The following is a 15503-nucleotide window of genomic DNA, read 5'->3' as shown; positions in this document are numbered from 1 at the left end:
ATCAGGCGGCCGGCCACCACGTAGCGGCCCTGTGCCCGGTAACCAGGCACTTGCGCGCTTCGCCACGGATCACGCGGCCAGCGGACTCCACCTCAGGCAGACGGCGTGCCAGCTGGTATCGGTCAAGCACGCAGTGACGCGCCAGCTCGTGGCTGGTCATGCCAGGATTGGCAGTGACGGCGGAGACGGTGGTGGCCTGCTGCTGGGCAGCCTTGCCAGACTTCACCATGTGCTCGGCAGCTTCGAAGCTGGTTTCCGGATCCGTTGAACGTGCAGGAAGATGGTTCATCAGCCTTTCCTCACCGGCCTGGCATGCGCCGGCACGGTCTTCTCGTTGCGGTTGCGGTCGTTGGCCAGCCATCCGGGCGAATGGACGCGCCAGGGGTGCGGCTTGGGCGTGGGCTTGCTCATGCACTCATCCCCTGCACCGCCGCGTACTCAGCAACCCGCTTCTGCGCCTCGCGACGCTTCACGGCCTCACGCTGCTTGGCTTCCATTTCGTTACGGCGGCGACGGCTCCATGCGATCTGGTCACGGATGTGGTCCAACTCGTAGCTCAGCAGCGGCTGGACGTACTCGATCTGTTCGATGTTCATGCGGCCTCCGGGCCAGTTGGCATCGGGGTGCAGTACTTGCGGATGAACTTGTCCCCGCGGAACTTGGACAGCTCCACGACGTTCGACCGCGGCGGCAGCCCCTTGGCGGCTTGCTCTGCTTCGCGCTGCATCTGCTGCAGGGTCTGGTTGTATTCGTTCTGGGTCATGCGACAGCCCTCAGTCGAAGTTCGGCGTTCTCGGTTTCCAGGCGGAACATGCGTTCCTCCGTTGATTCGGTGCGCGGCACCAAGTCCATGCCGCAGGAGTGGGCCACCCATTGGTGCCATCCCCAGTTCTTGACGGCGCTGGCGAAGGACAGGGCGATGTCGGCCGGCATGTGCGCGTTGCCCGAGATGATCCGGGACAGCTGCGCCGGCTCCATGCCGATGTCGTTGGCGACCTGGCGCTGTGACTTCTTGCCGACACGGATCGCCAGCAGAACGGCATCACCGGAGCATCGGCACAGGCTGATCAAATGCGCCGGAACCCGCGTAATTGCAGGCACTTGGCCAATGAGCGGTAATGCGTGTTGAGTGGTCATGTCTCGTGTTGACGGTTGGTGTTTGGGCCAAATGAAAGGCCTACCCCGAAGGACAGGCCCAATGGATTGCTTACGAAATTCGACGCCCGCGAACGTGACCACGCTCGTCTGGCTGTGCAGCAAGGTGTTCGCGATCAGATGGATCGACGGCGTGTGCCACTACAGGCTGCTGGGGAAGTGAGGGGCGCATTAGGCCGCCTCGCTCTGGGCGGGCTTGGGCTTCTTGGCGGGGGCTGGGCCGAAGACGTCGGGGCGCAGGTCGTGGCGGGAGATGCCCGTGATGGCCTCGACCTCCAGGCAGCGCTCGGCGGGAATCTGCTTCCGGCGCTTCCACTGGGTGATGGTCATAGGCACAACACCAAGCCGGCGAGCCAGCTCAGATGCGTTACCCACAGATTCGATAGCTCGTTTGATTGCGTCCATGCGCCCACTGTAAACGCAACGTTTGCTCATTGTCAAACGTTACGTTTGTGGACGCGCGCACCCGAAATGCAAACAATCTGTTTGCATGGCTAGAGTCCCTTTTGATGAAGTCGAGGCGTGGATTGCACGCAACGGCATACGCCCCGCAGATGCTGCGCGCACCTTCGGAGTCACTACTCAGACGTTCAACGGCTGGCGTAAGCGCGGGCAGGTATCTGCGGACGCGTCAGATGATGTCCAGACAAAGATCGCCCAGCCTAATCATGTCTCACCGATCTCTGCGACTGAGACCGGCTCGGGCTACGTTCGCATCCGACAGCTGGACGGAGAAGCAGGCATGGGCGATGCAAGGATCAATGACGACTACCCGGAGGTCATCAAGTCGATGGATTTCACTCCGGCCTATATACGGTCGGTCGTGGGTTTCGTGCCGACACCCGGGCGCCTCGTGCTGGTCACCGGCCGTGGCGACTCCATGCTGCCGATCATCCAGCCAGGTGAGTCACTGATCGTGGACACGGGGGTGACGTCGTTCGACGGCGACGGGATCTACCTGATCAACACCGGTAATGGACAACAGGTCAAAGGGCTTCAGGACCGCGGTGATGCCGTGTACGTTGTGAGCGCGAACGCTGCCCTTTACCCGGCCTTTGCCCTGCCCCACGGGACTTTGGTTGGGGGCAAGGTCTATCTTCGCAACCGAATTGATCGATTCAACTAGGGAGAGCGCGACATGGCCGGATGGCAGATATATGCACTGAGCTTCTTAGTAGTTGCAGCTTTTTTGCGCCTGCTCTCGGTGACCAAGGACACCAACAAAAAGCTTGAGAGCCTAAAAAAGGAGGTGAACTACCTTCACACTCAACTGGAAGGCCATTGGCGTGGGCACAACTACTTCCACGCTCAAACGCGCGCCCTAATCAAGGGAGATCCGCCGCCGTCCAGGTCTGACTTCTGGCCTGAGTAGTAGGCACAAAAAACCCCGCCGGAGCGGGGTTTTTTTGAGCTTCAACAGGCAGATCAGCGTGCGAGATCTGCCAGGCGCGAAGCCTCACATCCAGCAATCGCCCTATCGATGCACTCTTCGATCAAGGTGAGCTGGTCGATGATTTCGCGCGCCACAAGCATTGCATCCTGACGCGTCTTCGGCTTCGTCATGGCATACAGGTCAAAGTTCAGGGCTGCTGCGTTCATTGTCATCTCCATCTCAACTTCCATCATCGTTATATGGTCGCTTGCTTTGTAAGCAAGTCGATCAAACGCTTGTATTCATCTTCATCGTCAGACTCTAAAGCAAGCGACAGTCGCTTCGTGTGATAGATGCACTGCCGGCTGTCGATCGCTTGGCGGTATTCGTCTGGATCAAGCTGACCACTTTCGGTCAAAGTCTTAAGAAGCGCATCGGCTACGTTGAAGGCTTTGACAACAACATCAAGCCTAGGGTTCATTTGTTCTGAGAACTTACCAAACCCGTATGTGTCGTGTGTTTCAACGAGCTTGTTCACCACTCGTACTACGTGTAGCCAAATTTGGCTCACAACTTCCTGGTCGCTCATCTCTGCTGCCATGCACTCCCCCTATTGACGACAAAGCCGCCTATAGGTGCGTTCCTAGGCGGCCATGGATCAGTGGCCTTATGCCTCCTAGATCATGCAGTCAATGATACACAGAAATACGCGTGAAACATCGTCACTTGTACACGGTGAGCGTGTACGCAGCTTCCTATTTATCGGACTTTTACGGCGGATCTGAAGTCGGCCGGCCATGTCGCGTGCGCGTGGAACCCTAGATGTAGGCGTTTCGCAGGCGTTACAACCCAACCGCATGGGTTGGGACCGCAGCCACATCCAATCCCATCAATCAATCCCCCCGTTTCGATAGGGAGGATTCATTGAATTTTGCAAACGTTTCGTTTGACTTATCGCAAACGTTACGTTTATAGTTATCCCCGTCGGCCCACCCGGGCCATCTGCAGGACGGGGAACATGGCAACTCGCAAGAAGAAGGAAGCGCCCAAGGACGCTGCAGAGGTCATCCAGACCTTCAAGGGCTTCGACAAGAACCTGAAGTGCCGCGACTTCCAGTACGTCGCAGGCCAGACCTACACCGAGGACAAGGCTGAGGCCTGCAAGTCCGGCTTCCACGCCTGCGAGTACCCGCTGGACGTGCTGGGCTACTACCCCCCCGGCGATGGCTCCCGCTACTTCTTGGTCGAGCAGTCCGGCACCCTCGCCCGTCACTCCGATGACTCCAAGGTAGCCAGCACAAAGATCAAGGTCGGGCTGGAGATCGGAATCCCCGGCTTGGTTAAAGCCGCAATCGAATACACCACCAGCCGAGCGAAGCCGGAAGGCGAGCAGGCTACGGGCACCCAGGGCGCTGCATCGGCTACGGGCTACCAGGGCGCTGCGTCGGCTACGGGCTACCAGGGCGCTGCATCGGCTACGGGCGACCAGGGCGCTGCGTCGGCTACGGGCACCCGGGGCGCTGCATCGGCTACGGGCGACCAGGGCGCTGCGTCGGCTACGGGCTACCAGGGCGCTGCATCGGCTACGGGCGACCAGGGCGCTGCGTCGGCTACGGGCACCCGGGGCGCTGCATCGGCTACGGGCGACCAGGGCGCTGCGTCGGCTACGGGCTACCAGGGCGCTGCGTCGGCTACGGGCTACCAGGGCGCTGCATCGGCTACGGGCGACCAGGGCGCTGCGTCGGCTACGGGCACCCGGGGCGCTGCATCGGCTACGGGCGACCAGGGCGCTGCGTCGGCTACGGGCTACCAGGGCGCTGCATCGGCTACGGGCGACCAGGGCGCTGCGTCGGCTACGGGCACCCGGGGCGCTGCATCGGCTACGGGCGACCAGGGCGCTGCGTCGGCTACGGGCGACCAGGGCGCTGCGTCGGCTACGGGCTACCAGGGCGCTGCATCGGCTACGGGCGACCAGGGCGCTGCGTCGGCTACGGGCACCCGGGGCGCTGCATCGGCTACGGGCGACCAGGGCGCTGCGTCGGCTACGGGCTACCAGGGCGCTGCATCGGCTACGGGCGACCAGGGCGCTGCGTCGGCTACGGGCGACCAGGGCGCTGCGTCGGCTACGGGCACCCGGGGCGCTGCATCGGCTACGGGCACCCGGGGCGCTGCATCGGCTACGGGCACCCGGGGCGCTGCATCGGCTACGGGCGACCAGGGCGCTGCATCGGCTACGGGCGACCAGGGCGCTGCGTCGGCTACGGGCTACGCCGGCAAGGTCTCAGGCGCCGATGGCAACGCGCTGTTCCTCGTTGAGCGTGACGACGACTACAACATCATTGCGGTGTGGGCTGGCATCGCTGGGACGGACGGCATCAAGCCGAACGTCTGGTATGTCCTCCGCAGCGGCAAGCCGGTGGAGGCCTGACATGGCCCACACCTACCACCGCCAGTGCGGCTGCTACTCCTGCGGCAAGGCCGAGGAAGCCAGCGAGCGCGACGAAGAGATGGCCGGTCCGTACATCGAGGCATTGAAGGGCTGCCCGACTGTGCTTTCCGAAGCGATGGGCGAGCTGACGGAAGAAGAGATGGCATCCATGGCCGCCTCGCTCGCTACCGGTGACAACGACAAGTTCGCGCTGACGATGAGGACGCGGATCGGCATGTTCGTTTATGAGGCTGTGGAATGCCGCATGGATGACTTGAAGTGCGACATGTTCACCGCTGCGACCCGGCTTGCCGATGCCTATGGCGCCGAACCGTTGCGCCAGGCGGTGGCCGCATGAGCGCTCACCGTGGCGGATACACCCGAACCGAATATTGGGCCAATGGCGTTGTTTTCTTCTGCGTCGGCATCGTGTTCGGCGTGCTGCTTTGGAGCGTCGCATGACCGCCCGCCAGCTCCGCAGCACGACGCGCATCGCGACCTGGGCCGTCCTCGCCCTCGCCTGCTACGCCGTGCCCCACCGCGTGATCGAGATTCAGCGCGACGGACTCACACACCAACAGCCACACAACTTCATTGCAAGGAATGAGAGATGAGCAGCCATACCGGAGAGTTGAACAAGATCAAGCAGGCGGCCGCTGACTTCCTGCCAGCCAATGCTTTCATTGCTGGCGGTGCGCTCACCAGCGTCTTCACCGGCCAGCCGATCAATGACGTTGACCTGTACTTCAAGACCCGCGAGGCGTTCATAGCGGCCATTCGTCTGGCCTACGAAAGTAGGCTGTGGTGTGTATTTGCTACTGATCGCGCGGTCACTTTCAAGCGCGGGGACGACACTATCCAGCTGATGCACTTCGACTTCTTCGAGTCGGCAGCCGCCGTTTTCGATGCGTTCGACTTCACTGTGTGCATGGGCGCCTATGACATCGATGCCGATGCCTTCGTATTCCACCCTGACTTTCTCAAGCACGCCAGTCAGCGCTACCTGAAATTTCATAGCGGCACGCGCTTCCCATTCGGCTCTCTGCTTCGGGTCATGAAGTATCAGGCGCGCGGCTACACACTCGGGAAGGGTGATCTTCTGCGCATCGCCCTGTGCTGCCATCAGGTCCGGCTGGAATCCTGGGAAGACCTCGCGGCGGCCATCGGTGGTCAGTACGGGGAGCGCGTGGCGCTGGACACGGAGGCGCCGTTCTCAGTGGCTGCAGCGGTGGCGCTTATCGCCAACACAGAGTTCACGGTGGCCGTAGCCCCCGATGACATGCCTGGCAACGCAGAGGAACTGCTGGTGAAGATCGGCCTGATCAAGCAGCCAAAGGATGAGCTGCTGTGACCCTCCGCCGATTCACGCAGATCGCCTGGGCGCTGACTGCTGCCCTGGCTTGCTACGCCGTGCCGCATCGAATCGCTGAAATCCATCGCGATGGCCTCGTGGCCCCGCAACCACACAACTTCATTGCAAGGAATGAGAAATGAGCATCCAAGGTTGGTATTACCTGCATGAAAACGGCGACTTGATCTACAAGCCGAACCCTGACTCGGCTTGCGACATCCGCGATTCCGATTTCGCCCGTTGCATGTGGCCGATGGATCCCGGGAACCGCGAGGGAGCCTGGAACATTCTGGTTGAGGCGCTTGCGCTCGGTGCGCATCGTGATCGTGTTGAAGCGCTGGCAAACAAGTGGGGCTGCGACGATGCGGATGCAGAGAGGTACGCAGACCGAATCGGTGTTGTGCTTGAGCTCGATGGCAACGCTTGGTGTGCGCATTGGGTGAACTTCACCAACATGCAAGAGCATCCGGTGGGCTTCGGCGCCACGAAGCTTGAAGCAATGGCTGAGCTGGCCAAAGCGCTTGGACTGCCTGCCGGGAAGATGTGGCGAACCACGCTCAAAGATCTCATCAGCAGCAGCTCGAAGGTTGCAGCATGACCCTCCCCGACCCCGACACCTACTTCCGCGATTACGTGGAGCCCCAGTTCCAGCGCGTGTTCGGAGATATCCCGAAGCCGGAGCCGTTGGAAGAACAAGGAGAGCGTGATGAGTGAGTGGCAGCCGAACAACTTTCCGTGGAAGTGGAGGGCTACGAAATGACCCACTCCGACCCATTCATAGCCGCGATGCAGCAAGGCATCCCGCCGATCACCCCACCCCAGCCCCTAGACGAAGCGCGGCAGGAAGCCGTGGAAGGGATGTTTAGCGAGGGAGAGCGTAATGAGTAAGACCAAGATTGAACTTACCCCGGAACGAGAGGACATCATCCAGGCGGCTTCCCGCGAACACCTGGCTGCGGGCTTGTCCACTGAGCCTACGGACTTCGATACCGCGCAAGCGGCGATCACCCGCATGTATGAGCGAATCGGCAAAAAGCCGCCCTACTTCGTGCGCCGTAGATTCTCCGCTCGCAGCCGAGCTGTATATCGATCTGTACTGCCGCGTGTTCCCGAGTGCGGAGAAGTTGTCGAGGGACCAGCTCTGGGACCAGCTCGGGGACCAGCTCGGGGACCAGCTCAGGGACCAGCTCAGGGACCAGCTCTGGGGCCAGCTCGGGGGCCAGCTCAGGGACCAGCTCAGGGACCAGCTCGGGGGCCAGCTCAGGGACCAGCTCGGGGACCAGCTCAGGGACCAGCTCTGGGGCCAGCTCGGGGGCCAGCTCAGGGACCAGCTCAGGGACCAGCTCGGGGGCCAGCTCAGGGACCAGCTCGGGGACCAGCTCAGGGACCAGCTCTGGGGCCAGCTCGGGGGCCAGCTCAGGGACCAGCTCAGGGACCAGCTCGGGGGCCAGCTCAGGGACCAGCTCGGGGACCAGCTCAGGGACCAGCTCAGGGACCAGCTCTGGGGCCAGCTCGGGGGCCAGCTCAGGGACCAGCTCAGGGACCAGCTCGGGGGACCAGCTCAGGGACCAGCTCAGGGACCAGCTCAGGGACCAGCTCAGGGACCAGCTCTGGGGCCAGCTCAGGGGCCAGAAAATCAATTACATGGGCACTTGGTTCTGGGGTTCTCAAGACTTCGGGTTGTGGGGATGGCTGGATGGGGGGCGTCGTGTTGGTGCCATCTATCGCCCGGCGCTAAACGACGCGCTTGATGACCATCTTGCTGTATGCCGCTCGATTGGGTGGTGGTATCCGTTCAATGAATTCTGCGTACTGACCGGCAGGCCAAGTGTCATTGCTCGCGATGAGCGGAACAGATTGCATTCGAACGTTGGTCCAGCACTCCGCTACCGAGATGGGTATTCGCTATACGCAGTTCGTGGCACACGCGTGCCGGCGAACTGGGTTGAAGACACAGTAAATCTTGATCCATCGGAGGTGCTTCGCGTCGAGAACGTCGAGCAGCGGGCTGTAGGCGCAAGCCTGATTGGCTGGCCGAAGATGCTGGACGTACTAGATGCCAAGGTTATCGATGACAGTGGGAACGAGACGATTGGTCAGCTCATTGAACTGACGTTGCCCGGCCTACGTGAGCCAGGGCGCTTTCTGAAAGCGATGTGCCCACGCAATGGAATCATCTGCGAAGGAGTTCCGCGCGTGTCGGACATCGACAGCCTTCCCATCGACACGGCAATTGCTGCACAGGCTTGGCGGATCGGCGACCCGCAGTCTGAGTTCGTCGCACCACCGCGCCGCACCTAATCATTACCAAGGAATAAACATGAAAGAGATCATTGGCGCCCAGGGCGAAATCACGATCATCAAGATTGACGCATTGCCCATCAACTTGAAAACCAAGCCAGTCGAACGCAATGCTCATGGCTACATCATCAGCCACTCCGAAAGCGGACATCACCACGTGCTGACTGGCGGCGACGTGATGGAACGTGACGACGATGCAGTGGCCGATGGAATGCGGATCATCTATGCATGTCTGAGTGCGCCGGCTGAACTTGAGCAGGATGCGGCGACGCCTCACGAGAAGTTCGAGCTGCCCGAAGGCATCTACGAATTCCGCATCGCCCGCGAATACGACCCGTTTGCCGAACAGGCGCGAATGGTCGCTGACTGATTCCCCGCCGCGCCGGACGGCTTCCCCAATCCGGCATCTATCCCCACCCGCGCCAGCCGGGTTCCCCAATGCTGGCAACTATTCACACACGCCGGGATGCCGGCAAGGAGTCACATGAACGCAGTTGTCGCATCACCCGCAGAAGACCCGCGCAAGCTGCCGGCCATCCAAGCCGAAGGCGCAACACTCCTTGCCGTCATCGCCAGGGCAGCCGCTGATCCGCAGACCGACGTGGACAAGATGGAACGCCTGATGCTGATGTACGAGCGCGTCGAGTCCAAGCGCGCCGAGGCAGAGTTCGCTTCGGCCCTGGCCGACATGCAGTCACGCCTGCCCAGCATCGGCGAGCGTGGAGACGCGGCCGGACGCTACAAGTTCGCCCTGTGGGAGGACATCAACGCGGCGATCAAGCCGATCCTGACCGAGTACGGGTTCGCACTGTCCTTTCGCACGGACTTCACCGACGGCATCGCCGTCAGCGGCGTCCTGACCCACCGCAGCGGGCACAAGGAACAGACCACGATCAAGCTGCCGGCTGACCCCAGCGGCAACAAGAACGCGGTCCAGGCGGTCGCGTCGAGCGTGAGCTACGGCAAGCGGTACACAGCTGGCGCCCTGCTCAACCTGACCAGCCACGGCGAGGACGACGACGCGTTCGCTTCGGTCAGTGCGTTCGACATCAGTAACTGGGCCGACGCCATCAAGGGCGCTGCGGACAAGATCGAACTGGATCGCATCGGCGACGACCTAAAGGGCAAGCAGGGAATCCCTGCCCCAGCCATGAAGCAGATCCGCGCCCTGTGGGCCGCCAAGGCTAAGGAGTTCAAGGCATGACTGGACCGATCATCCACCGTGACATTTCGCAGGGAACTGACGAATGGCATGCCATCCGAGCTGGGAAGTGGAGCGCTAGCAAGGCTGCAACGATCATGGGCGGCCTTGAAACAAAAGGTCTGGCTGACCTTGTTAAGGACGTGGCATGGGAGCGTGTATACGGCCCTATCTCCGGAGGGTTCAAATCCGCGGCAATGGAACGTGGCAACGAGTTGGAGCCGGAAGCCCGAGACTGGTACGCATTTGATAAATGCGTTGCCGTGGAGCAAGTCGGCTTCGTGGAACATTGCTCGATCCCGAACGTCGGATGGTCTCCGGATGGATTGGTCGATCAGGCTGGAGGCATCGAGGCTAAGAGCCCACTCCATCGCGCATGGATGGAAGTGAACCGTACTCGGAAGATCCCAGCAGAGTACCGCTGGCAATCACGCTGGGCTATGTGGGTTGGCGAACTGGAATGGCTGGACTTCGTTGTCTACCACCCGGCAGCCGGCGGCATCGTTATCCCGGCAACCGTTACCGAATCCGAAAAGCAGCAGATGGCGGAGCGCATCTGTCTGCTGGAAAGCAGGGTTTCCGAAGAGGTTTCACTGCTTTCGGAGCGGCAGGCGGCATGAGTAGTGAACGCATGAAATTAGTGTATGTGCGCGGCGCAATGCTTAGCCGTTGCCTGAACCCGGCAGATAGGGCTTACAAAAACTACGGCGGCAGAGGAATAAACGTTTGCGATAGATGGAAAGCCTCGGTCCAAGCGTTTATTGACGATATGGCCCCACGCCCTCCAGGCGGGATGCTGGATCGGATCAATAACGACGGCGACTACTGCCCTGAGAACTGTCGTTGGTCGACTAGGGAGGAGCAGAACAGAAACAGGCGGAACTGCATTCGCGCTCCTGATGGAAGGACTCTAAAGGAGTACTGCCGAGACCACGGATTGCCATATCGGGCAATCGTCAAGCGGATACAGGAACGAGGGTGGCCAATGAATAGAGCGCTTTTAACTCCGGTCGGTCCATCACCAAATTTCGGGAACAAAAATAAGGCCGCGCGCCTGGAGGCGATTGCAGGATGAGAACCACCGCTCTTTCGTATCACAACGTGCACCGAGACGACATCGAAGTGATCGCCGAGGAAGTGCGCCGACGTTCCAGGCAAGCGCGCAGTTCCGTCGAGGTCCATTTGGACATGGGCGGCGACGTGTATATCACGCCAACCCACTCGGCCTACAAACGACTTCCCGACTCCTTCCTTGTCGGCACCTACACCAGCAAGCACGCCGCCGAGTTTATCGAGGACGACTTGCTCGAAATGAACAAGATCAATTTGAGGAATGCTGCATGAACTGTTTCAACGCGATTGGCCGGATCGGCCGCGATGCTGTTACCCGCTACACGCAGGCTGGTAAGGCCGTCACCGGCTGGGCGCTGGCAGTGGACAAGGGCTTCGGCGACAACAAGCAAACGATCTGGATTGACTGCTCGCTGTGGGGCGAGCGCGGCGAGAAGCTGGCCTCGATGATCCTCAAGGGCGACCGTCTGGGCGTCACTGGCGAGCTTGGCACGCGGGAACACGACGGCAAGACCTACGTGACCCTGGATGTGCGCGACGTGACGCTGCTGGGCGAGAAACGAGACGGACAGCAGGGCAATACCAGCTCCAGCGGTGCGCGCGGCGGCGCGCCCCAGCGTCAGCGCCCTGCCCCGGCCACTCAGCAGCCGGCGCCGATGGATGATTTTTCCGACGACGATATCCCGTTCCTGACCAATCGAGGTGACTGGTGATGAGCACGGAAGAGACAGTGACTGCGTACATCACGAAGTACGCCGCCGCGAAAGGTGGCCGGATTATCAAGAAACAGTTGACCCGATACGAAGACAGTAAGACTCGTGTCTATGATCGGTTCTTCAATTCATTCTCAATCGGGAAAGACGCGTTTCTGACTGAGCCCGATGCGCAAGATGCGGTGAAGTCGCTTATCGAGAAAAAGATAAAGAGCCACGAAAAGACCATCGCGATCTTGAAGAAGATGGCAAATGGTCCGGCGCCGGTCTCGGAGGAAGCATGACCCCCAAGACCGCGCTGCCGGAGTTGCCGGCTCCCGTATGCCAAGGCTTGCACCCAGAGACTGGCGAACTCATCTACAGCCACACCGACGAAGCAATGCGCGCCTACGCCCGCGCCGCTGTGGAGCAGGCCAGCGAGGATTCCGCTCGTCTTGATTGGCTGGAGCGCACGTACAGCGGAGTCACCAACCGCGAGCGTTACCTGCCTGTCCAGATGATATGGGGCAAGGGCTGCAACGGCCGGTCACTGCGCGAGGCGATCGACAAGTACAGGGCCAGGGCAGCCGCCCCGGCAGGCGAAGTGGCGGGTGAAGGGTGATGGCGGTCTACGTGGACAACATGCGCGCTCCCTTCGGCAGGATGATCATGTGCCACATGCTGGCAGACACGCGACAGGAGTTGGACGCCATGGCAGACAGGATCGGCGTGGCGCGCAAGTGGATTCAGAAGGCCGGCACGGTACAGGAGCACTACGACATCGCGCTGTCTGCGCGAGCCAAGGCGGTAGCTGCCGGCGCTGTCGAGATTGATCTACGCGAGACGGGCCATATCGTGAAGCGCCGTCGGGAAGCCATGACCCGCCACCCCGAGAACGAAGGAGAGCGCGATGGGTGCAGCTGAAGATCTAAACCTATCCGGCAAGGATTGGCTCACGGTGGATGAGGCCGCTTTCTACTGCGGCGTGTCCAACAGTCAGTTCCGCGCGAACGTCGCCGCCTACGGGATCATCCCCCGGAGGTTCATGGGCAGGCAGCTCTACGAAAAGTCGGCGCTCTATGCCGCGATCTACGGTGCACAGGCATGGCAAGGGTCACCCTCTTTTGGCGCGGCGACGCCGCCTATCTCAACTGGCGCGAAGGCGGCCAGCGGTTTCGCCCCTCAATCGGCAAGCTCGGCAAACGAGAAGCTGAGGAAATACGAGCAGCGAAAGAAGCGGAGCTGACCCACGGCGTTCGCATCCTGGCGCGCCTTCCGACCGTGCGCGCCTACCTGCGATGGTATCTGGACTGGTACGAGGCCGAGCATCCGACCACCGCCGGCAAGGCCAGGAGCGAGGTCAAGCGCTTCATCCAGAAGTTCGGGCACCGGCCGATCGACACGCTGCGACCGATGGAGATCGAAGGCTACAAGCGCGACCGGCTGATTGGCGACAAGGCGGCGCCCGAGACCGTAGGCAAAGAGATCCGTCGCTTGCAGGCAGCCTTTCGCCGCGGCGTGGAATGGAAGGAACTGGACATGAACCCCATGGAGGCCACCAAGGCTCCGCGCGGGGTCCGCAGTGTTGCCGTGCGGTTCTATGACCGTGCCGCGATGCGCAAGCTCTACCGGGCCAATCCTGACCGGGCGCCCTTGTGGCTATTCCTGGCCCACACCGGCCTACGGCGCGGCGAGGTTGTCCGCCTGAGAAAATCGGCCGTGGTGAACGGTCGGCTGCAGGTCGAAAGCGAACCCGACGAGACGGGCGCGGGCCGCACCAAGTCAGGCCGATGGCGCGAGGTGCCGCTGAACCGCTACGCCCGCTGGGCGCTGCGCCGGCTCCCCGACCCGATCACCAGCGTCCACATGGACACCGTATCGAACTGGTTCCGGAACGATGCGGCCAAGGCCAAGATTGGAGGCAGCCTGCACCGCCTACGGCACACATTCTGCGCCCACATGGTCATCGGAGGCGTGCCGCTGCGACGGGTGCAGATCCTGGCCGGCCATGCCGATTACGCCACGACGGAGAAGTATTACGCCCACCTGACACCCGAAGGCGACGACGGCGCGGTGCGGAAGCTCAGGTTCTAAGGGCGGGCTGCTGTGACCACTGTGACCACAGCCTGTGGATAAAGGCGGAATATGGCACCCCCACGAAACGTGCCAAGCGCTGAACGCATTGCTATTGGTGACCCCGAGTGGATTCGAACCACTGGCCTTCCCCTTAGGAGGGGGACGCTCTATCCAGCTGAGCTACGGGGCCAAGCGCGGGGATTGTACCCGCTGGCATCGCGCGTGGCCTACCGGGTGGCCGGACGCGGACAGGCGTGTGCAGTTCGGCACGCCGTAGCGGCGGGCAGCTACCAGAAGACCGAATACAGCACGACCAGCACCGCGACGATGGCCAGCGAGGCGACGTTGAAAGAACGGCTGGTGGCGAAGCCTGCGCCATCCAGATCGATGCGGTACTCGGTCGGCGGCAGGCGCTGGGCCAAGCTCACCACCACCGCGACCACCAGACATGCGAGGAAGGTCAATCCGACGCGGTCCATGAACGGCAACTCCGGCACCACCAGCTTGAGCACCAGCGACAGCACCGCGGAGAACACCGCGGCGATCAGGGCGGCGGCCGAGGTGGTGCGCTTCCAGAACATGCCCAGCAGGAAGATCACGCAGATGCCGGGGGTGAAGAAGCCGGTGAATTCCTGGATGAACTGGAACGCCTGATCGAAGCTGCCCAGCAGCGGACGCGCCGTCAGCACCGCCACCACCAGCGCCACCGCCGCGGCGATGCGGCCGATCAGTACCAGGCGCGCCTGGCTGGTTCCCGGGCGCATGGGCCGGTAGATGTCCATGGTGAAGATGGTGGCGATCGAATTGATCTTGGACCCCAGCGAGGCAATGATCGCGGCGACCAGCGCCGAGAACACCACGCCCAGGATGCCGGAAGGCAGCAGGCTCATCAGGTGCGGATAAGCCGCATCCGGCCGCCCCAGGTCGGGCGCCAGCACTACCGCAGCAATGCCCGGCACCACGATGATCAGCGGCATGAGCAGCTTGAGGAACGCGGCCAGCACGATGCCCTTCTGCGCCTCGGCCAGGTCCTTGGCGGCCAGCGCACGCTGGATGATGTACTGGTTGAAGCCCCAGTAGGACACGTTCATCACCCACAGCCCGCCCAGCAGCACCGACAGGCCCGGCAGGTCCTTGTAGTGCGGGTTGTCGGCCGAGAGGATCATGTGGAACTTGTCCGGCGCGCGCTCCATCAGCACCTGGAGTCCGGTCCACACGCCCGCGCCGTCGGACACCTTGTCCAGCGCGATCCAGGTAATCATCAGGCCGCCCAGCATCAGCAGCGAGACCTGCACGATGTCAGTCAGGGCCACGGCTTTGAGCCCGCCGTACAGGGCATACGCACCGGCGAACACGCCCAGCGCCACGAGCGCCACATCCAGGTCCACGCCGGCCACGGTGTTGACCGCGGTGGCCCCCAGCCACAGGATCGAGGTGAGGTTGACGAACACGTACACGCCCAACCAGAACAGCGCCATCACCGTACGCACCGTGGGGCTGTACCGCTTCTCCAGAAACTCGGGCATGGTGTAGATGCCGTTCTTGAGGAAGATCGGCAGGAAATACTTGCCCACCAGAATCAGGGTCAGCGCTGCCATCCATTCATAGGAGGCGATGCCCAGCCCGATCACGTACCCCGATCCGGACATGCCGATGATCTGTTCGGCCGAGATGTTGGCTGCGATCAGCGAGCAGCCGATGGCCCACCACGGCAGCGACCGACTGGCCAGGAAGTAGTCCTGCGCACTGCGTTCGCCGCTGCCGCTCTTGTCCCTGGACACCCATTGCGCCAGTGAAAAAATGAACACCGCGTAGAGCACGACGATGCAGATATCGAGTGTGGACAGATGCATGGT

At 61.8% G+C, this 15503-nt stretch carries 26 protein-coding genes and 1 tRNA gene; 17 read left to right on the top strand and 10 right to left on the bottom strand.

The genetic code is table 11. The annotated features are described in order from the left end of the window. Nucleotide 1: 1 nt before the first annotated feature. The 6 genes from O8I58_RS18420 to O8I58_RS18395 all read right to left on the bottom strand — a co-directional run bounded on the left by O8I58_RS18420 (nucleotide 2) and on the right by O8I58_RS18395 (nucleotide 1560). Nucleotides 2–289: a winged helix-turn-helix domain-containing protein gene (locus O8I58_RS18420; protein ID WP_298319327.1), complete on the bottom strand. Its 288-nt coding sequence runs from the start codon at nucleotides 287–289 to the stop codon at nucleotides 2–4. Further along, nucleotides 289–411, bottom strand: coding sequence for a hypothetical protein (locus O8I58_RS18415; protein WP_298319324.1), 123 nt, complete (start codon nucleotides 409–411; stop codon nucleotides 289–291). Before O8I58_RS18415 ends, O8I58_RS18420 begins: the two co-directional genes overlap by 1 nt. Further along, the gene (locus O8I58_RS18410; protein WP_298319322.1) at nucleotides 408–596 is read right to left on the bottom strand and encodes a hypothetical protein; all 189 of its coding nucleotides are present in this window, start codon (nucleotides 594–596) and stop codon (nucleotides 408–410) included. The genes O8I58_RS18415 and O8I58_RS18410 overlap by 4 nt, the downstream gene beginning before the upstream one ends. Further along, nucleotides 593–763 (bottom strand): hypothetical protein, encoded by a 171-nt coding sequence (locus O8I58_RS18405; protein WP_298319320.1) that lies wholly within the window; start codon nucleotides 761–763, stop codon nucleotides 593–595. The genes O8I58_RS18410 and O8I58_RS18405 overlap by 4 nt, the downstream gene beginning before the upstream one ends. Beyond that, on the bottom strand, nucleotides 760–1137 hold the full coding sequence (locus O8I58_RS18400; RefSeq protein ID WP_298319318.1) for a helix-turn-helix domain-containing protein: 378 nt from the start codon (nucleotides 1135–1137) through the stop codon (nucleotides 760–762). Before O8I58_RS18400 ends, O8I58_RS18405 begins: the two co-directional genes overlap by 4 nt. Nucleotides 1138–1326: 189 nt before the next feature. After that, the gene (locus O8I58_RS18395; RefSeq protein ID WP_298319316.1) at nucleotides 1327–1560 is read right to left on the bottom strand and encodes a transcriptional regulator; all 234 of its coding nucleotides are present in this window, start codon (nucleotides 1558–1560) and stop codon (nucleotides 1327–1329) included. Between the two features lie 85 nt (nucleotides 1561–1645). On the opposite strand from O8I58_RS18395, the gene O8I58_RS18390 reads away from it, so the two are divergent. Both O8I58_RS18390 and O8I58_RS18385 read left to right on the top strand, forming a co-directional pair. Next, entirely contained in the window at nucleotides 1646–2281 is a 636-nt protein-coding gene (locus O8I58_RS18390; RefSeq protein ID WP_298319314.1) for a S24 family peptidase, read from the top strand. A 12-nt stretch (nucleotides 2282–2293) separates the two neighbouring features. Further along, the gene (locus tag O8I58_RS18385) at nucleotides 2294–2527 is read left to right on the top strand and encodes a DUF948 domain-containing protein (protein ID WP_298319312.1); all 234 of its coding nucleotides are present in this window, start codon (nucleotides 2294–2296) and stop codon (nucleotides 2525–2527) included. Between the two features lie 53 nt (nucleotides 2528–2580). Here O8I58_RS18385 and O8I58_RS18380 read toward each other — a convergent pair whose 3' ends face one another. Next, nucleotides 2581–2754: a hypothetical protein gene (locus O8I58_RS18380; protein ID WP_298319310.1), complete on the bottom strand. Its 174-nt coding sequence runs from the start codon at nucleotides 2752–2754 to the stop codon at nucleotides 2581–2583. Between the two features lie 29 nt (nucleotides 2755–2783). Next, nucleotides 2784–3116: a hypothetical protein gene (locus O8I58_RS18375; protein WP_298319308.1), complete on the bottom strand. Its 333-nt coding sequence runs from the start codon at nucleotides 3114–3116 to the stop codon at nucleotides 2784–2786. Between the two features lie 429 nt (nucleotides 3117–3545). Between O8I58_RS18375 and O8I58_RS18370 the strand changes: the two genes are divergently transcribed. The 15 genes from O8I58_RS18370 (at nucleotide 3546) to O8I58_RS18300 (ending at nucleotide 13665) form a co-directional block, all read left to right on the top strand. Further along, nucleotides 3546–4955 (top strand): beta strand repeat-containing protein, encoded by a 1410-nt coding sequence (locus O8I58_RS18370; RefSeq protein WP_298319305.1) that lies wholly within the window; start codon nucleotides 3546–3548, stop codon nucleotides 4953–4955. Nucleotide 4956: 1 nt separating this feature from the next. Beyond that, nucleotides 4957–5313, top strand: coding sequence for a hypothetical protein (locus O8I58_RS18365; protein WP_298319303.1), 357 nt, complete (start codon nucleotides 4957–4959; stop codon nucleotides 5311–5313). A 100-nt stretch (nucleotides 5314–5413) separates the two neighbouring features. Continuing rightward, complete coding sequence (locus O8I58_RS18360; protein WP_298319301.1) at nucleotides 5414–5569, top strand: hypothetical protein; 156 nt, start codon at nucleotides 5414–5416, stop codon at nucleotides 5567–5569. After that, nucleotides 5566–6306 carry a Gabija anti-defense Gad2 family protein gene (locus O8I58_RS18355; RefSeq protein ID WP_298319299.1) on the top strand — a complete coding sequence of 247 codons (741 nt, stop codon included), beginning with the start codon at nucleotides 5566–5568 and terminating at the stop codon, nucleotides 6304–6306. The genes O8I58_RS18360 and O8I58_RS18355 overlap by 4 nt, the downstream gene beginning before the upstream one ends. 139 nt (nucleotides 6307–6445) lie before the next feature. Continuing rightward, nucleotides 6446–6904 carry a hypothetical protein gene (locus tag O8I58_RS18350; protein WP_298319297.1) on the top strand — a complete coding sequence of 153 codons (459 nt, stop codon included), beginning with the start codon at nucleotides 6446–6448 and terminating at the stop codon, nucleotides 6902–6904. Nucleotides 6905–7950: 1046 nt separating this feature from the next. Further along, nucleotides 7951–8607 carry a DUF6745 domain-containing protein gene (locus O8I58_RS18345; RefSeq protein WP_298319295.1) on the top strand — a complete coding sequence of 219 codons (657 nt, stop codon included), beginning with the start codon at nucleotides 7951–7953 and terminating at the stop codon, nucleotides 8605–8607. 19 nt (nucleotides 8608–8626) lie between these two features. Beyond that, on the top strand, nucleotides 8627–8977 hold the full coding sequence (locus O8I58_RS18340; protein WP_298319293.1) for a DUF8820 family protein: 351 nt from the start codon (nucleotides 8627–8629) through the stop codon (nucleotides 8975–8977). A 114-nt stretch (nucleotides 8978–9091) separates the two neighbouring features. After that, nucleotides 9092–9811 (top strand): ERF family protein, encoded by a 720-nt coding sequence (locus O8I58_RS18335; protein ID WP_298319291.1) that lies wholly within the window; start codon nucleotides 9092–9094, stop codon nucleotides 9809–9811. Continuing rightward, entirely contained in the window at nucleotides 9808–10428 is a 621-nt protein-coding gene (locus O8I58_RS18330; RefSeq protein ID WP_298319289.1) for a YqaJ viral recombinase family protein, read from the top strand. The genes O8I58_RS18335 and O8I58_RS18330 overlap by 4 nt, the downstream gene beginning before the upstream one ends. A gap of 451 nt (nucleotides 10429–10879) precedes the next feature. Further along, nucleotides 10880–11152, top strand: coding sequence for a hypothetical protein (locus tag O8I58_RS18325; protein ID WP_298319287.1), 273 nt, complete (start codon nucleotides 10880–10882; stop codon nucleotides 11150–11152). After that, complete coding sequence (gene ssb / locus O8I58_RS18320) at nucleotides 11149–11592, top strand: single-stranded DNA-binding protein (RefSeq protein ID WP_298319285.1); 444 nt, start codon at nucleotides 11149–11151, stop codon at nucleotides 11590–11592. The genes O8I58_RS18325 and ssb overlap by 4 nt, the downstream gene beginning before the upstream one ends. Beyond that, nucleotides 11592–11876, top strand: a complete 285-nt coding sequence (locus O8I58_RS18315) for a hypothetical protein (RefSeq protein WP_298319284.1) — start codon at nucleotides 11592–11594, stop codon at nucleotides 11874–11876. The genes ssb and O8I58_RS18315 overlap by 1 nt, the downstream gene beginning before the upstream one ends. Next, on the top strand, nucleotides 11873–12193 hold the full coding sequence (locus O8I58_RS18310) for a hypothetical protein (RefSeq protein WP_298319282.1): 321 nt from the start codon (nucleotides 11873–11875) through the stop codon (nucleotides 12191–12193). Before O8I58_RS18315 ends, O8I58_RS18310 begins: the two co-directional genes overlap by 4 nt. Then, nucleotides 12193–12495 (top strand): DUF4031 domain-containing protein, encoded by a 303-nt coding sequence (locus tag O8I58_RS18305; protein WP_298319279.1) that lies wholly within the window; start codon nucleotides 12193–12195, stop codon nucleotides 12493–12495. The genes O8I58_RS18310 and O8I58_RS18305 overlap by 1 nt, the downstream gene beginning before the upstream one ends. Nucleotides 12496–12675: 180 nt before the next feature. Continuing rightward, on the top strand, nucleotides 12676–13665 hold the full coding sequence (locus O8I58_RS18300; protein WP_298319276.1) for a tyrosine-type recombinase/integrase: 990 nt from the start codon (nucleotides 12676–12678) through the stop codon (nucleotides 13663–13665). Between the two features lie 95 nt (nucleotides 13666–13760). Here O8I58_RS18300 and O8I58_RS18295 read toward each other — a convergent pair. Continuing rightward, a tRNA-Arg gene (locus O8I58_RS18295) sits at nucleotides 13761–13837 on the bottom strand. Nucleotides 13838–13934: 97 nt separating this feature from the next. Further along, complete coding sequence (locus O8I58_RS18290; RefSeq protein WP_298319273.1) at nucleotides 13935–15500, bottom strand: sodium/sugar symporter; 1566 nt, start codon at nucleotides 15498–15500, stop codon at nucleotides 13935–13937. Nucleotides 15501–15503 lie beyond the last annotated feature (3 nt).

Origin of the sequence: Pseudoxanthomonas sp. (assembly GCF_027498035.1) — a bacterium.
Lineage (GTDB): Bacteria > Pseudomonadota > Gammaproteobacteria > Xanthomonadales > Xanthomonadaceae > Pseudoxanthomonas_A.
The sequence above is the reverse complement of the archived record's forward strand: the minus strand, read 5'-3'. Positions and strand labels throughout refer to the sequence as shown.

Excerpts from the sequence above, each read along its gene's own strand:
- O8I58_RS18420 (WP_298319327.1), bottom strand. The coding sequence starts at position 289 with ATGAACCATCTTCCTGCACGTTCAACGGATCCGGAAACCAGCTTCGAA.
- O8I58_RS18415 (WP_298319324.1), bottom strand. The coding sequence starts at position 411 with ATGAGCAAGCCCACGCCCAAGCCGCACCCCTGGCGCGTCCATTCGCCC.
- O8I58_RS18410 (WP_298319322.1), bottom strand. The coding sequence starts at position 596 with ATGAACATCGAACAGATCGAGTACGTCCAGCCGCTGCTGAGCTACGAG.
- O8I58_RS18405 (WP_298319320.1), bottom strand. The coding sequence starts at position 763 with ATGACCCAGAACGAATACAACCAGACCCTGCAGCAGATGCAGCGCGAA.
- O8I58_RS18400 (WP_298319318.1), bottom strand. The coding sequence starts at position 1,137 with ATGACCACTCAACACGCATTACCGCTCATTGGCCAAGTGCCTGCAATT.
- O8I58_RS18395 (WP_298319316.1), bottom strand. The coding sequence starts at position 1,560 with ATGGACGCAATCAAACGAGCTATCGAATCTGTGGGTAACGCATCTGAG.
- O8I58_RS18390 (WP_298319314.1), top strand. The coding sequence starts at position 1,646 with ATGGCTAGAGTCCCTTTTGATGAAGTCGAGGCGTGGATTGCACGCAAC.
- O8I58_RS18385 (WP_298319312.1), top strand. The coding sequence starts at position 2,294 with ATGGCCGGATGGCAGATATATGCACTGAGCTTCTTAGTAGTTGCAGCT.
- O8I58_RS18380 (WP_298319310.1), bottom strand. The coding sequence starts at position 2,754 with ATGAACGCAGCAGCCCTGAACTTTGACCTGTATGCCATGACGAAGCCG.
- O8I58_RS18375 (WP_298319308.1), bottom strand. The coding sequence starts at position 3,116 with ATGAGCGACCAGGAAGTTGTGAGCCAAATTTGGCTACACGTAGTACGA.
- O8I58_RS18370 (WP_298319305.1), top strand. The coding sequence starts at position 3,546 with ATGGCAACTCGCAAGAAGAAGGAAGCGCCCAAGGACGCTGCAGAGGTC.
- O8I58_RS18365 (WP_298319303.1), top strand. The coding sequence starts at position 4,957 with ATGGCCCACACCTACCACCGCCAGTGCGGCTGCTACTCCTGCGGCAAG.
- O8I58_RS18360 (WP_298319301.1), top strand. The coding sequence starts at position 5,414 with ATGACCGCCCGCCAGCTCCGCAGCACGACGCGCATCGCGACCTGGGCC.
- O8I58_RS18355 (WP_298319299.1), top strand. The coding sequence starts at position 5,566 with ATGAGCAGCCATACCGGAGAGTTGAACAAGATCAAGCAGGCGGCCGCT.
- O8I58_RS18350 (WP_298319297.1), top strand. The coding sequence starts at position 6,446 with ATGAGCATCCAAGGTTGGTATTACCTGCATGAAAACGGCGACTTGATC.
- O8I58_RS18345 (WP_298319295.1), top strand. The coding sequence starts at position 7,951 with ATGGGCACTTGGTTCTGGGGTTCTCAAGACTTCGGGTTGTGGGGATGG.
- O8I58_RS18340 (WP_298319293.1), top strand. The coding sequence starts at position 8,627 with ATGAAAGAGATCATTGGCGCCCAGGGCGAAATCACGATCATCAAGATT.
- O8I58_RS18335 (WP_298319291.1), top strand. The coding sequence starts at position 9,092 with ATGAACGCAGTTGTCGCATCACCCGCAGAAGACCCGCGCAAGCTGCCG.
- O8I58_RS18330 (WP_298319289.1), top strand. The coding sequence starts at position 9,808 with ATGACTGGACCGATCATCCACCGTGACATTTCGCAGGGAACTGACGAA.
- O8I58_RS18325 (WP_298319287.1), top strand. The coding sequence starts at position 10,880 with ATGAGAACCACCGCTCTTTCGTATCACAACGTGCACCGAGACGACATC.
- ssb (WP_298319285.1), top strand. The coding sequence starts at position 11,149 with ATGAACTGTTTCAACGCGATTGGCCGGATCGGCCGCGATGCTGTTACC.
- O8I58_RS18315 (WP_298319284.1), top strand. The coding sequence starts at position 11,592 with ATGAGCACGGAAGAGACAGTGACTGCGTACATCACGAAGTACGCCGCC.
- O8I58_RS18310 (WP_298319282.1), top strand. The coding sequence starts at position 11,873 with ATGACCCCCAAGACCGCGCTGCCGGAGTTGCCGGCTCCCGTATGCCAA.
- O8I58_RS18305 (WP_298319279.1), top strand. The coding sequence starts at position 12,193 with ATGGCGGTCTACGTGGACAACATGCGCGCTCCCTTCGGCAGGATGATC.
- O8I58_RS18300 (WP_298319276.1), top strand. The coding sequence starts at position 12,676 with ATGGCAAGGGTCACCCTCTTTTGGCGCGGCGACGCCGCCTATCTCAAC.
- O8I58_RS18290 (WP_298319273.1), bottom strand. The coding sequence starts at position 15,500 with ATGCATCTGTCCACACTCGATATCTGCATCGTCGTGCTCTACGCGGTG.